The organism is Methylobacterium sp. A49B (assembly GCF_053346215.1).
On sequence record NZ_JBKFBO010000109.1, the window covers coordinates 1 to 12,536 of the forward strand.

General features: G+C 64.8%; 20 protein-coding genes and 1 pseudogene. 8 read left to right on the forward strand and 13 right to left on the reverse strand.

All coding sequences use genetic code 11. From position 1 onward, the window contains the following. Positions 1–123: 123 nt before the first annotated feature. Positions 124–549, reverse strand: a complete 426-nt coding sequence (locus ACLBX9_RS18705; RefSeq protein ID WP_447720003.1) for a hypothetical protein — start codon at positions 547–549, stop codon at positions 124–126. A gap of 704 nt (positions 550–1,253) precedes the next feature. On the opposite strand from ACLBX9_RS18705, the gene ACLBX9_RS18710 reads away from it, so the two are divergent. Next, positions 1,254–1,547 (forward strand): hypothetical protein, encoded by a 294-nt coding sequence (locus ACLBX9_RS18710; RefSeq protein WP_447720004.1) that lies wholly within the window; start codon positions 1,254–1,256, stop codon positions 1,545–1,547. A gap of 9 nt (positions 1,548–1,556) precedes the next feature. Further along, a complete protein-coding gene (gene wrbA, locus ACLBX9_RS18715) occupies positions 1,557–2,210 on the forward strand; it encodes an NAD(P)H:quinone oxidoreductase (RefSeq protein ID WP_447720005.1) in 654 nt (217 codons plus the stop codon). Here wrbA and ACLBX9_RS18720 read toward each other — a convergent pair. The 3 genes from ACLBX9_RS18720 to ACLBX9_RS18730 form a co-directional block, all read right to left on the reverse strand. Continuing rightward, positions 2,207–2,383, reverse strand: a complete 177-nt coding sequence (locus tag ACLBX9_RS18720) for a hypothetical protein (protein ID WP_447720006.1) — start codon at positions 2,381–2,383, stop codon at positions 2,207–2,209. The two genes, wrbA and ACLBX9_RS18720, sit on opposite strands and share 4 nt — an antisense overlap. A 525-nt stretch (positions 2,384–2,908) precedes the next feature. Beyond that, a complete protein-coding gene (locus ACLBX9_RS18725; RefSeq protein WP_447720007.1) occupies positions 2,909–3,193 on the reverse strand; it encodes a hypothetical protein in 285 nt (94 codons plus the stop codon). Positions 3,194–3,410: 217 nt separating this feature from the next. Beyond that, on the reverse strand, positions 3,411–3,632 hold the full coding sequence (locus ACLBX9_RS18730; RefSeq protein WP_447720008.1) for a hypothetical protein: 222 nt from the start codon (positions 3,630–3,632) through the stop codon (positions 3,411–3,413). A gap of 27 nt (positions 3,633–3,659) precedes the next feature. Here ACLBX9_RS18730 and ACLBX9_RS18735 point away from each other — a divergent pair, with 27 nt between their 5' ends. The 3 genes from ACLBX9_RS18735 (at position 3,660) to ACLBX9_RS18745 (ending at position 4,958) form a co-directional block, all read left to right on the forward strand. After that, positions 3,660–3,851 carry a hypothetical protein gene (locus tag ACLBX9_RS18735; RefSeq protein WP_447720009.1) on the forward strand — a complete coding sequence of 64 codons (192 nt, stop codon included), beginning with the start codon at positions 3,660–3,662 and terminating at the stop codon, positions 3,849–3,851. Between the two features lie 459 nt (positions 3,852–4,310). Continuing rightward, on the forward strand, positions 4,311–4,556 hold the full coding sequence (locus ACLBX9_RS18740; protein WP_447720010.1) for a hypothetical protein: 246 nt from the start codon (positions 4,311–4,313) through the stop codon (positions 4,554–4,556). A 237-nt stretch (positions 4,557–4,793) separates the two neighbouring features. Further along, positions 4,794–4,958 carry a hypothetical protein gene (locus tag ACLBX9_RS18745; RefSeq protein ID WP_447720011.1) on the forward strand — a complete coding sequence of 55 codons (165 nt, stop codon included), beginning with the start codon at positions 4,794–4,796 and terminating at the stop codon, positions 4,956–4,958. A 413-nt stretch (positions 4,959–5,371) separates the two neighbouring features. Here the strand turns inward: ACLBX9_RS18745 and ACLBX9_RS18750 are convergent, their stop codons facing one another. The 3 genes from ACLBX9_RS18750 to ACLBX9_RS18760 form a co-directional block, all read right to left on the reverse strand. After that, entirely contained in the window at positions 5,372–5,707 is a 336-nt protein-coding gene (locus ACLBX9_RS18750) for a hypothetical protein (protein ID WP_447720012.1), read from the reverse strand. Positions 5,708–5,792: 85 nt separating this feature from the next. Next, on the reverse strand, positions 5,793–6,020 hold the full coding sequence (locus ACLBX9_RS18755) for a hypothetical protein (RefSeq protein WP_447720013.1): 228 nt from the start codon (positions 6,018–6,020) through the stop codon (positions 5,793–5,795). Between the two features lie 88 nt (positions 6,021–6,108). After that, entirely contained in the window at positions 6,109–7,254 is a 1,146-nt protein-coding gene (locus ACLBX9_RS18760) for a hypothetical protein (protein ID WP_447720014.1), read from the reverse strand. Positions 7,255–7,323: 69 nt separating this feature from the next. On the opposite strand from ACLBX9_RS18760, the gene ACLBX9_RS18765 reads away from it, so the two are divergent. Continuing rightward, a complete protein-coding gene (locus tag ACLBX9_RS18765; protein ID WP_447720015.1) occupies positions 7,324–7,590 on the forward strand; it encodes a hypothetical protein in 267 nt (88 codons plus the stop codon). A gap of 55 nt (positions 7,591–7,645) precedes the next feature. Here ACLBX9_RS18765 and ACLBX9_RS18770 read toward each other — a convergent pair whose 3' ends face one another. The 6 genes and pseudogenes from ACLBX9_RS18770 to ACLBX9_RS18795 all read right to left on the reverse strand — a co-directional run bounded on the left by ACLBX9_RS18770 (position 7,646) and on the right by ACLBX9_RS18795 (position 11,168). Continuing rightward, positions 7,646–8,416 (reverse strand): Elastin precursor, encoded by a 771-nt coding sequence (locus tag ACLBX9_RS18770; protein WP_447720016.1) that lies wholly within the window; start codon positions 8,414–8,416, stop codon positions 7,646–7,648. A 5-nt stretch (positions 8,417–8,421) separates the two neighbouring features. Beyond that, on the reverse strand, positions 8,422–8,706 hold the full coding sequence (locus ACLBX9_RS18775) for a hypothetical protein (RefSeq protein ID WP_447720017.1): 285 nt from the start codon (positions 8,704–8,706) through the stop codon (positions 8,422–8,424). A gap of 194 nt (positions 8,707–8,900) precedes the next feature. After that, on the reverse strand, positions 8,901–9,152 hold the full coding sequence (locus ACLBX9_RS18780; RefSeq protein ID WP_447720018.1) for a PilZ domain-containing protein: 252 nt from the start codon (positions 9,150–9,152) through the stop codon (positions 8,901–8,903). A gap of 83 nt (positions 9,153–9,235) precedes the next feature. Beyond that, positions 9,236–9,586, reverse strand: a complete 351-nt coding sequence (locus tag ACLBX9_RS18785; RefSeq protein ID WP_447720019.1) for a hypothetical protein — start codon at positions 9,584–9,586, stop codon at positions 9,236–9,238. 750 nt (positions 9,587–10,336) lie between these two features. After that, a pseudogene (locus ACLBX9_RS18790) lies at positions 10,337–10,459 on the reverse strand (HGGxSTG domain-containing protein); the annotation flags it as partial. Between the two features lie 40 nt (positions 10,460–10,499). Beyond that, on the reverse strand, positions 10,500–11,168 hold the full coding sequence (locus tag ACLBX9_RS18795; protein ID WP_447720020.1) for a hypothetical protein: 669 nt from the start codon (positions 11,166–11,168) through the stop codon (positions 10,500–10,502). A 178-nt stretch (positions 11,169–11,346) separates the two neighbouring features. Here ACLBX9_RS18795 and ACLBX9_RS18800 point away from each other — a divergent pair, with 178 nt between their 5' ends. Both ACLBX9_RS18800 and ACLBX9_RS18805 read left to right on the forward strand, forming a co-directional pair. Further along, entirely contained in the window at positions 11,347–11,865 is a 519-nt protein-coding gene (locus ACLBX9_RS18800) for a MucR family transcriptional regulator (RefSeq protein WP_447720021.1), read from the forward strand. Between the two features lie 121 nt (positions 11,866–11,986). Further along, positions 11,987–12,536 (forward strand): outer membrane protein (locus ACLBX9_RS18805; RefSeq protein ID WP_447720022.1); only part of this gene is annotated, 550 nt, incomplete at its 3' end.

A 12,536-nucleotide genomic window follows, 5' to 3' on the forward strand; every position in this document is an offset into this window, starting at 1 on the left:
GGGTGTGCCGGTAGAACGTCGCCACATCGCGGTAGGATCGAGGCGACCCGAGCAATTGCGCTGAGTTGGTGAACCGTTCGTTTACTCTGGCGTCGCGGTGGTCACGGCGCCGCTGATGCGTTCCTACGCGTAGGGACCCCCAAACAAATCGCCGAGCGCCTTCCGCCGGAACAGCGTGCGCCAACGCCGCCGTTGATGCTCCGGGCGATCGTGGATCATGTGGCACCGCTGGCAGAAGGCCGCGAGGTTGCCTTCCGCGTTGTTCGACGTGTCGTGGTCCCGATGGGCGGCGGCCAGAACCACACGGGTCCGGCTGACGCGACTGAGGATGTCAGCGTCTACCGTAATCCGGATCCGCCTGCCCCACCCATCGCGCCAACGGCCGGCTTCCGCATCCCACCAGCGGCCATCGCCGAGGTGGTAGACCATCCGCCCGTGAGGTCGCCCGCAGCCCTCGCAGCAGCTCCTGGCACGGCCGAACCGGATCACGGCCGAGAGCTGCGGCCAGTCGATCGGGTAGAAGAAGCGGTGCTCGGGCCGGATCGGCATGGGAGTGGCACTCTGCCACCAAGCGTGAAGAAAGCGTAGCAGCGTCCTGCTGCTACGAGTGACGGATTGACCTGTCCGACCTTGAGTTCTGGGCCTTCCTCGCGGTGGCGATCCCGGGCCTGTCCCTGCCGGTCATCATCGTCTGGTGGAAGGGGCGCCCCATTCTCCCTGTCGCCCTGTTTTAGCCTCGTGTTCTGGCCAGGCGCGCTGGTCCTGGCTTTGCGATTGCGTCGGCAGAAGGATCCGTAGATGTCGTCATAGCAGGCGCCTGAACAATGTCAGGCGCGGTGACGTTTGGATCACGACTGATCGAACCGATCCGTCTGGAGGAAAACGTCTATGATGATGAAGACCTTTGCCCTGGCCGCGGCGCTATCGCTCGCAGTCACAGGGGCGGCTCTCGCTCAGACCTCTGCCGGCGGCGGTAGCGCCCAACGCAATATGAACAATCCAGGCAGCGTGAAGAGCCCGTCGCAGAAGCGGATGGGTGGCCAGCGAGGCATGATGCGTATGAAGCATCACCGGCGTCACCACATGCGTCGTTCGCGGATGTAGCCGTCGCCAGCCCCGCGGCTCCAATGACGCGGGGCTACTTCGATGTGGCTCTAGTGGTCCGGGAGCCATAGCGCCACAGGGTCGGACCTCTCATACCGCCGCTCCGTTGCATCTACGCGCCTGCATCTGCAGGTGAGCGAGGTTCATCGGTGGCAGAACAACTCTCCGGGCAGGACGGCCGACAGGGCAAGCGCGGCAGGCCAGCACTCTACGTCCTGATCGTCAGCGTAGGCCTGATGGTGGCAGCGCTGGCCGGTCTGATGATGTGGCAGGGCGGAAGCTCACCGCCGGACTATGCGGGTCAGAGCCAGAGCGCCTCACGCAAGCAACTCACCGGAACTGAGAGCGGCCAGGGCAGCGCGACTTCGCCGTCCAACAGCACCGCTGTTCCGGGCGGCAGCCCGTCCTACCCGCAACCGGCCACACGTAGCGCCAACCCATAGGAGGACGGCGTGGCCGACCACACATCCGATCCAACCCGCCTGCTCATCGTCTACTACTCGCGCAGCGGCAGCGTCGAAAAGCTCGCGGCTGCTGCGGCTGAGGCTGCGCGAGAGGCTGGCGCTGATGTCCGCGTGCGTAGAGCGCGAGAAGTCGTCGACGCGGCGGCGATGGCGAAAGTTGACGGCTGGACCGAAAGTGCGGCTCGGCAGAACGCCCTGTACGAAGTTCCCACCCACGAAGATGCCGAGTGGGCGGACGCGATACTGTTCGGCACGCCGAGCTACTTCGGCGCGATGGCGACCGAGCTGAAGAACTTCTTGGACCTGCTCGGCCCGCAGTGGAAGCGGGGTGCCCTGGCCGGCAAGGTCGGGGGTGCATTCGCGGCGGCATCCTGGCCGCACGGTGGTTCCGAGGTCGTCACGCTATCGCTGTACGCGCCGATGGCACACCTGGGCATGGTGATCCTTCCAACCGGCTACACCGACGAGGCGATGCTGGAGGCGGGCTCGCCCTACGGTGCTTCCACGATCGTCGGAAAAGAGAACCAGCCACCACGGCCAGACGACCTGAACGCCGCGCGCCATCAAGGTCGGCGAATGGTGGCGATCGCCAGTGCACTGATCGCAGCCGGCGAGATGCCCTGCCGCCGGGATACCGATTAGGCCAAGCCGTCCTCAGCCGCCTTGTCGGGATCGTCAGGCTTGCTCTCGGCGTCTTTGACTGGATCCTTGCTCTCGGGCTCGCTGCCGGTCGTCGGGTCCGGCACATTAACGTTCGGGATTGGCACCGTCGGAGGCACAACGCTCACACCCGGTGGTTTGTCAGTCTCGGCCATGATGTTGCGCCCCCTTCATCGCCCACGCAGGAAGAAGAACCACAGCAGGATGACGATGGGGATCGGCACCCCGATCAGCCATAACAGGCTACCTGTCAGCATGGTGTTGTCGCCTCGTGTCGGCGTTGATATCGTTCACTGCGCCAGAGTGCCACTGCTACCCGTCGAGCCTCGTAGCTTCGCCGCAGCGGCGTGCCGAGGCCGCCCTGCCCTTCTGGAGCATACCCGTAGGTCAGTACTCCGTCCGGCCCGTAGATCCGGCGCATTTCCTCACGCCAGAGCCGATCCGCGGATGCGAGGGCGGCTTCTGTAAGAGCTAAACGGGTTGGGTCGGGCAGGGTCATAGGAAACTCCGCGCGTATATCGCTCAACGCGGCGATCGAGGCGGAGGTCCATGATGTCAAAATGATCGGCCGTGTGCACAGCGCCGGCAGAGCGCCACCTGGAGTCTATCGCCATTGGCCTCTGTGCAGCCTCGTCGGCGCCGTCGCGCTGATCATCGAATAGCCGAGGCAGATAATCGCCTCAGTTCCCTCCGCCGCCGCCATCTCCTCCGCCGCAACTTCCGCCGTCGCTGGAAGCGCCGCCGTCTGAGCAGTGGTGACTGCCGTGGATGTCGCCGGGGGGCGGACTCATATCCGTCCACGAGTTGGAGCTGCTGTGACTTCCGCTCCCGCGGCCGCTGCTACCGTTGTAGATGTAGCCGACTTTCACGCGACGCTCCCGCGTCAGCATGTTGAAGAAGCTGGCCACTATCGCGATTGCCGCGATGACGAAGACCGCAAGCTCGAGCGACTGCTTCATGTCCATCAGAACCTCCGTCGGTTCGTCGGTCAGAGCATTATAGCACACTCCATTCGGCCGAAAACGCCGAGCCGCGCGAGCAACTGGCCTCGGCCCACGACATGCTCGTGGAGACCGCCATCGATGCCGGCAACATGCACGCCCTCTTCGAGGCGATGCGGACCGAGCGCGATGCGTGGCGGGAGGAGGCTGAGGCGCTGAGAAGGCCTCTGCACCGTGTGGCCTAGGAGAACGGCGGCTCAGGCATCTTATAGCGCTGAGACCAGATCGAGCCACGGTACGCGCTGGTCAGCACAGCGATGCCCGGTCGATCACCGAGAAAGCCATCCACCACCTCAACGGCGCGAATAATGGCGGCCTCGATGGTCGGGGCGTTGAAAGCCTCGCTGTGGATGTCCACGCTGCCTTGAGGCCGGGTTCTGGCAATCCGCAGATGGTACCGCATGGCCGGATACCGCGATCACGACGCGCCGTGAGTGCCTTCTACACCTTCACGTCTGCATCAGCCCAGAACGGGATCGCCGAGCTGCACCGACGACTCGCCAACGTCCTAGGCCTGCTAGCGAAGGCCGCGATCGCCGTGGCCCATCTGCATGCTCGCAAAGGAGCGATCCAGGCCCAGCGTGATGCGTGGCGCGAGGAGGCGGAATATCTCGCGGCCTGAAAGAGTCACGTAGGTCAACTTGCAATCTGCGGGCGGCGCCTACGAGCGGGAGTATCCGCTTACGCGCACGCCCATGACTGAGCAATTGCTTCTATGCGAAGAATGTTGCATTTATTAAGTAAGTGTGATTGCAACGATCGAACCGGCTGAAATTGCCGAAAACAATGCGTTTCACCAGCCTCGCATCGAGTTGACCAGAATGATCAACAGGGCGTCGCGCAATCCATTTAGGATTTTGCTCATAAGAGCGAGGCTGTGGTATGGGAAACTGCCGCCGACGGCAGGCTATACGTTTCGAGCATGCCTTCTTATAATCTGGAGCATGATTGTAACTGGCGCAACTTATGGTTTTGCTGATCTGATGATGGCTGAATAGCGCAGCTTGTCATAGGCCTCGCTTGCGAGAGTTGATCGTCCCAGGCTACCTAAGCCGACCGATTTGGCAGGCCGGCAGACCTCATGCTGTACATCCTGACTGCGGCGCTGGGCGTCATCGTCGCTCGACGGTACTCGTGGCTCGGCATCCTTACCGTCAGCACAATCCTCGCCGTCGCTATCGGGGCGGAGGGTGTAATCCACCATCGAACCTTCCTGAAGGTCGTGCGCAAGAACTGGGAGGTGATGATCACCCTCCAAGGTGCCTATTCCGCTCAGCTACTCTGGGATGCATACGGCCGGCGGCTTCTGACACGTCTCGGGCGGTAGGAAGGCGCAGAACCAAATTAGACCCGCTAGCGGCATCCGCGTGAGATCATTCGTAAAACCCAGACTGCTAGCTCACGGATATTTGAACTTATCTCGATCCTCAAATTTTCGCTCTAAGACATTCAGTATACCAGCCACAACAATGCGAGCTTCGAGCGTGTATCCCCCGTTTGGGGGACGTTCGGGTGCGCTTTCGACAGTACCGTTTTGGCTGCTCGCCACAGAGGAGCGACGAAGATGGTCAACGACGGTCCCCCGATTAAATTCGTGGCTCTCTGGGGTGTGTTCGCTCTGCTAATGCTGCTTGGTCAGGCGCAGCTTATCAGCCATGGGGCAAACATTGCCATGTCTTACCAATTGGATCAGAGCGCCGAACCAACCTTGATGGCCGCACTGGATTGATAATCGTCGCTCTACAAAACCGAAATAGGTTTTGCTCCTGCCCGCTTCAGCGTAGGCCTGCGGCGCTGGCACGCCCTGAGGGGGCGGTTTGCTGGCTGTCCACGCCCGTCTCTAGCCCGTCCCCAGAGCAGCCGGACGGGCGTGGATGCTCAAATCGAGCATCAGAAGAACCCTCACCCATGTTGTAGCGCTGCGTTGGGCCGGGCGTAGTCTAAGTCCGTTGGGCTTCCTCCCGACCTCCACGCCCGTTCGATAGCCCCCCCGGATTAACCCGGGCGGGCGTGGATGATGTTTTGGCCGCCACTGCCGCGCTCGCCATCTTGGGCGCATGCCCGGGCAGCACGGCTAGACCTACGACCCGCGGGACGAGCCGGCGCCTCGGTAGTGATCAAACGACATTCCAGTGGGGCGGCTCAGCCAGCGGGTGTGAGCACCGTTGCCTCGCTGACGAGGTGGTAGAACCGACCCTCGAACAGTGTCATCACCGCCTCGGTCGCCGCATGCGACTCTGGCCGAATTGATGATGCAAGGCAGGCGTCGAGGGCCTGCTGATCCGGAAAATCCATCTCTAGGATCATCGCGATCGGCCGAGCGTCCGCATCTTTCGAGACAAGGCGCTGCACCCGCACCGTCGTCACACCGGGGAAGCGGCGCCAGAGTGGTTCCAATTCGTCGCGCACGCGGCTGAAGAACTCCTCCTCCCGGCCGTCGCGAACCGTGCCTTCGTAGATTGCGGTCCTCGTCAGCATCGCACCCTCCTGCCCACCTCGCCCGGGTCGAACATGATCTGCGCCCGGCATCCGAATGGTGCCGAGCGCGAGACAGGGTGGGCGGTTATTTGCCGCCCGGCGTTGCGTTGCTGCCTGTGGCAGCGGTGCCGCCGCTCGTGTCGGGCGCCATCGATTTCGTGCTCTTCTTGGATTGCTTCTTCGCTTTGACGACTGTGATCAGGTTGGTTGAAAGGGAAATGCTGGCGTCCACGCCGACAGCTGCAAAAGCTGGTTGGGTCAGCAAGGCTGCGCTGCAGATCAGGACGGTGGCGGTAATGAGAGATGCACGCATGAAGAGGCTTCTCCTCCAGCCGGCAGGTAATCCGCCTTGGCTTGATGTCGGAATACTCGTGCGGAGCGCCCTAATTTCAATCGGCTAATCAGCTCCGCACACCCGCACTGCGCAGCATCCCGTAGAACCTGCCGGGATCGAACATGGCCCGGGCCTGCTGCAGCGAGATCGGCCGACCGCCAGCCTCGGGTGCGCTCATCATCCCGCCGCCCTTCTGCTGCCCCTGTTTCTGGGCGGCCGCAGCGGCCTTCAGCGCGTTGCCGACCTGCGCGTACTGGTTGCTCGGCTGCTGCTGGGCCGGGTCGGTAAAATCAACCGGGGGCGGCGCCACCGTGAGGGGCTGGTCCGATAGGGACGCGACGCCGGGCATGGGCGAGGACTGCCCCGGCACGGCCGCGCCCTGCCCTACAACGCCACCCAGGCCGAAGCCACCCTGCTGCGCCGTGGACCCCATCGAGCCGCCGCGTGGAGCCGCCACGGCCGGCAGGGCCCGCCCGCCGCCGAAGCTGTTGGCGTAGGCCTGCGTCGTCGCCAGCCGAGCCGCGCTCTCACCGCCGGGCCGGTTCCAACCTGCGAATTTCCACGCGTCGGCCATCAGGGCGTTGGCCTCCTGCGGGCTCTGGGCGTTCTGCAGCGCCCGGATCAGCACGGGGTTCTCCGCGAGGGTGAACTGCGCCTGCGCCACCACCGGGTCGGCGGCGCCCTGCGTGAAGGCCTTCATGTTCGCGAGCCGGTCGGCCCGCCACGACAGGATGCCGCCGGACTGGCCCGCCTGCCCGCTCTCGGACGGGTCCGACCACGAGCCGGTGATGTTTGAGGGCGAGTATCGGCTCTCATGCTGGGCGTAGGCTGCCACCGCGCCGAGGCCGTTCGGGTTCGTCAGACCGCCCTGCTGCAGGGTCGAGATGAACCGACCACGGATGTCGGCCGGGTCCATGGTGGCCGCCTCGGCGCTGTTCAGCCCTAGCGCATTCAGGGCCGCGGAGGCGAGGCCCTGCGCCTGCGGCTGCACCACGGGAGTCGGTGCTCCGGTCGGCGGCGTCTGGGGCTGGTAGCCGGTAACCCCGGGCGGGGTCGCCTGCGGCACGTCCTGGGTCATGCCCTGACCCATGCCGCTCTGGCCCTGCGCCTGGGCGAGCTGCTGCATCTGCAACCACTCCTGCAGGGCGGGGCTCAACGACGTGTCGGTGTCGGTGAAGGAGGGCAGGGCTCCAAAACTGGATCCGTCACTCACAGACGTGACCTCCATACCGCGAATATCTCACGTCTAGACGCATGCCACGACTCACAGCAGATTATCCGCATGACTGAGCAGGATGAGATCAGAGAGCTACGCAGGCGCATTCTGGCTCTCGAATATGAGACCCGCGCCTTCTCCGCGATCGTCTTCGGGCTGGCTTCTGTCCTTGGACCCGACTTCCTTCAATCGGCAGCCGAAATCGCAGAGGCGGTTGAGGCTGATCCCGAGTTCGGCGGCGGGCAGCAAAAGCGGATGACGGAGGCCCTGCGGATCATCGAGCAGATCAGGGCTGGCAGCCGCTGCAAGCCAAAATCGGGCGAGATCATCTAAGCCTGCGCTCATGCGGATAGCCCCATAGTTTCGAAATCAGGCTCGCTGGCGGGCATCAGGCGACTTCGGTTGCCGGGCTGCAGGTTATGGACGGCGGCCGTCCTGAGACTCCGCGCGCAATCCTGGCGGCTATCGACAGAACGTCCACTGCAGCACCGATGGCTTGGTTCGGAGCCATTCGCTGGCCGCGCAGATCCACCGTCGCCGTCGGCGCGCTCTGCGCCGGCCCGAGGGCCGCATTCACGTCCTGCCCGAGCCGGTCGCTGGTGCCGGCGGTGCGGGCCATGATCGGCGCAGTGACGGCCTCCCGGGTCTCCGGACGGACCGCGAGGCCCTGCGCCTGCCCTTGGAGGGAGGGGGAGGCATCGAGCAGCATGGCGGGCGAGCCAAGTTCGTTCAGGCGGCTACGAACAGCATCGATGCCGCCCGAGTTCGCGACATCCTCGCCCAAGATCCGCGTGGCGGCCGAGCCGAACCCGCTATCCGCCGAGCGCAAGCCGCCGATCAGATCGTAGAATTTCCGGATCCCGGCGCCGATAGCAGCGCCTGCTACAGGGGCGGCGGTCCCAAAGGCAGCGCCCGCAGCAGCACCCTTACCCACTGCGTCAAGATCACCTCCGCTCCGAACGGCAGAGTCCGCCCCGCCGATACCGGCCCCCGAGAACATCGAGGCGGCCATCCGGGCCGGCAGCGCGGCCGTCCCAGCTCCGAACGCTGCGGGGGCTGCAGCGATGGCGGGTGCGGTACCAAGCACGCCGCCGCCGATCTCGCCTCCGGTGGTGGCGTAGGGGTGCGCGTCGGCCATCTGCTGGCTGTAGCCCTGCACGCGCTTCAGCTCGTCCGCGTAGGGCTCGCCACTCTGCAGGGATCGGACGCCAGCAGCGGCATGCTCCAGGCCAGACAGGGCGTAGGGGCCAAGATCGCCCGCGCATCGAAGAACGCCTGTTCCAGCATGGGCGTCATTTCGATCCTGTACCGCAGAGCATCGACGCCATGCTCCGCGATCGCCATCACATGATTGCCCATGCCGGGTTCGGACGCCTCAATGGCGTCCAACCATGGCGCCAGCAGCTTCGTCAGCACCGGCGGTAGGCCACTCGTGTTGAACGCGGCCATCCTTCAACCTCGCTAGGACTAGCGATGGAGTTCAGGATGAACATAGGGCAGCGCGACAGCGCCGCCTGAGGCGGGACGTCGCCGCCTCTCAATGCAGCACCGCCAATGGTACGTTAAAACAGGATCAATCGTCGTCCTCGGGGCGCAGGCGCTCCTCGCGGTGGATCGAACCGCGAGGTCGTGACGAAGGCGACTCAGGTCCCGTCTACGAACTCGACGCCGACCTCACCCTCTTCGCGCCAGACGGTTCGACATTGATACACGCTATCGGCTGGCTTGGTCTGGAGCTCGAACCGATTCGGGACGGCTCCTGCGTCCCTCACCAATAGACGCGCGCCTCCCACGGACGTATTGGCAACGGTACATTCCACGGCGTGTCCATCGCACGCGATGACTGCTGCTTTCGACGTCGAGTGGCGGCGCGTGCGGACACGAAGTGCAGACATCAGGCAGGTCTCGGCCACGATCTGGGTTGAGAGTAGAACCGAAAGGTTGCCTAATAGCTCTGAAAACTTGGCAGTTCAGCCGCCTACCAGCCGAGCCCAAGCCCCTTCGCGCGCGCGTTCGGCCGCGCCTCTCGCAGCAGCGCGATCAAGACATTCAAGGCGAAGAGAGCATCAAGTCGGGCTTCGGATGGGGAGGCGCCTTCCTTGTCCAATGCGACCGCGAGCAGTTCCGAGTCGGATAGAGCTTTCGCCAGACCTCGTTCGATCGGTGGCAGCATGACGACGCGGCGCCAGAGGCTCGTGGAGGCGTTCCCCGCAGTCACCCGCACGTTCTCGCCCATGCCGGGCTGTGCAGCCGCTAGCACGCCGACCCAAGGCCGCATGATCAGTGCGACCGGGGCGGCCAGGCCAGTGACATCAATAACGCCTGGCATCCATTGCGCGCCTCTTCAGTCTCGCCAGGCGGGGCGAGGCTGGAAACAGGCTGAACGCAGTTCCTGAAGATTTCGCCCGGCGTGGCCCAGGCCATCACGAGAGTGAGCGAACCTCTGCGTCGGCAGGATCGTCCCACTTCACGCGGCGAGGCCGGAGGCGTCGGGCAGCGGTGGCGATGCCCATCCCTATCGCCCATCCGACGGCAACCATGACGACGCAGAGCAGAAAGGCGTGGTCGGGCATGTGATTGCCAGCCCTAGATGCAGGTCCGGCCGGCGAGGTGACGGCGGGTGGCACGCTGGCGAGCGCGGGCGTTGTGCAAACGCCGCATCTGCTCCTGGAGGACCTCATCCTCGTGCGGAGGCCGGATTGTTATCGCGGGGGGCTGTGCGTCGCTAAGGCGATCCCCGGGCTGCGGATAGATTGGTTTCATGGCCGCCCTTCCCCGTAGTACTTACGCAGAAGCTTAACCATTCGTTAACCAATGGCAACCCAGGCGCGAGGGCTGTTCACCGGCAGTGAATTTAGTTGCGGATCGGAGGGCCGAGGGCCTGACCCTACCGCCCAAGCCGCCGCATCATCGCTCGGTGCAGGGCCTCCGTCTCCCGCAGCTCGGCGTTCGTGGAGCGCACCATGTCGCGCAACTGGATGAAGGCCGCCCGCATCTGACGGCGCATCGCGGCATGCTCCGCTGATCGCCGACCGTGGGTCCGCGTCGAGGTTCTGGACCGGGCCAGACCTTCCGCAGTCGTCGGTCCACGGCTCCCGCCGCCATGCATCCGGCAACGACCGTTCGGCATCGCGGGGGAGCGACAGGCCGACCCTTGCCGGGTGCAGGCACCGCACCGAGGAGATGCCCAGGTTCGCGCCATCGCGTTCCGCCAGCCGTGTGCATGGGGTCCGTCGTCCAATTCAGGAGGCACCCCGGCCCCCTCTCTTCCGCCGCTGGGCACCCCCTCCCCCGACCTGCTGCTGGCCGCCGATCACGGCCTGGCCGCCGTCCCCGACGTAGTTGTGCTGCACCACCACCGTCTGCTGGCCGCCGGCCCGCACCCGCTGCAGGGTCTGCATTCCGGCCTGGAACGAGCCGGTCAGCCGCGCCACCGTGCCGGCCATCCGGGCTGCCTCGACGCACGCCGCCTGCTTGGCCGCACCCATGGTCCGGTCGGCCATGTCGAGCTGCTGCCCCATGACAGCCGCGGCCTTCATCGCCAGGACGTGGGTGGTCGCCATCTGGTGGGCGAGCATCCGCTCCAGCGCATCGCCGGCCTGGATCGTATCAGCCGTGTCCAAGGCCAGTTCGAGCGAGCCTGCGTTCTTGGCGAGGTCGAGCCGGTCCCGGCTTGCGTCGGCCGCCACGGCATCGGGGTTCACTAGCGTATCGAGGATTGCCGGCAGAGTGGAGGTGGCGAAGTCCTCGGCCGGGACGAGCTCGCCCCCGACGGCTCGCGCCGGGGCCTCGATCGGGGCCCGCACGGTCGCCTCCTGCCGGTCCGCGAACCCTGACGGGCCGCCGCGCTCCTCTGCCCTCACCCGGGAGACCCCGAGAAGGGTGTTGCCGGATCGTTGTCTCTGCGCCATGCCTACTGCCGCCTGCCAAAGCATTGTCTGACCTAGCTGCTGATATAGCACTTTGAAAGATGAAGCCTACAGTGATCGCAAATTAGAAGCGAATTTCGACGTCTACTGATGCCGAGATATCTTGCCAATGCACGATAAAGGGTGCAGGGACATGTCGACCCGCGCTGGAGAATAGATCGTGGACGAGAACGTAGAAACAATCGAGGCCGCTGCTACCGATTATGTGCAACTCACGGCCGACGTCGTCTCAGCCTACGTGTCTAAGAACTCGGTTCGGCCGGCCGACATGGCGGAGTTGATCGCCAGCACGCACGCTGCGCTCGCCGGCCTCCGTCAGAGCGCCACGCACCAGGCACAGTCGGCCGAGAAGGCAACCCCCGCTCAAATCCGGAAGTCGATCACGCCGGACGCGCTCATCAGCTTCATCGATGGCAAGCCGTACAAGACGCTGAAGCGTCACATCATCCGCAATGGCCTGACGTTCGACGAGTACCGCGAGCGCTTCGGCCTGCCGCAGAGTTACCCCTCAACGGCGGCCAACTACTCGGCGTTGCGTTCAGAAATGGCTTACAAGAATAGGCTCGGCCAACAGCGTCGGAACGCATCCCCGAAGGCTGCTGCGGCTGCTGAGGCCACCTCCGAGAAGCCGAAGAGGGCCGGGCGACCACGGAAGGCCAAGGACGGTGCTGAGGCTTAGAGCAATAAATCACGCCCGCGCCTCACTCCCGCCACAAGTGTGGCGCGGACGATACAGCTCGGCTGTGGAGAACCAGCTATCCTGCTCACTGATCGGGCATCTTGCTGGGGAAAGCACCGTCATGAAGAAGTTTCTGGCCTCGTTGGCCGCGTTCACTGCCCTCACCGCCGCCGCCTCGGCCGCCGACCTTCCGCGTCGCGCCCCGCCGCCGGTGTTCACCCCCGTGCCGGTGTTCACCTGGACCGGCGCCTACTTCGGTATCAACGCTGGCTACGCCTTCGACGCCAGCAACAACGCGCAGAACGGCTTCACCCAGACCGGCGCCAACCCGGTCGCGATCACGGGCGCTGGCCTGTCGGTTCCGCGCATCTTGGCGCCTGGCTCCACGCTGACCTACGGCCGCAACCAGAACGAAGGCTTCTCCGGCGGTGGCCAGATCGGCTACAACTACCAGTTCACCCCGGGCTCGGGCGTGGTCATCGGCTTCGAGGCTGATGCGCAGTACCTCGACTTCGGCAACCGCCGCCAGAGCTACCTCGTGAACGGCGCGGTCGGCCCGGCCTTCGGCGCCTTCGTGCCGACCAACGGCCTGCTCAGCACGCTCGACTTCTTCGGCACGGTCCGCGGCCGCCTCGGCTACGCCTTCGACCGCGTGCTGTTCTACGGCACCG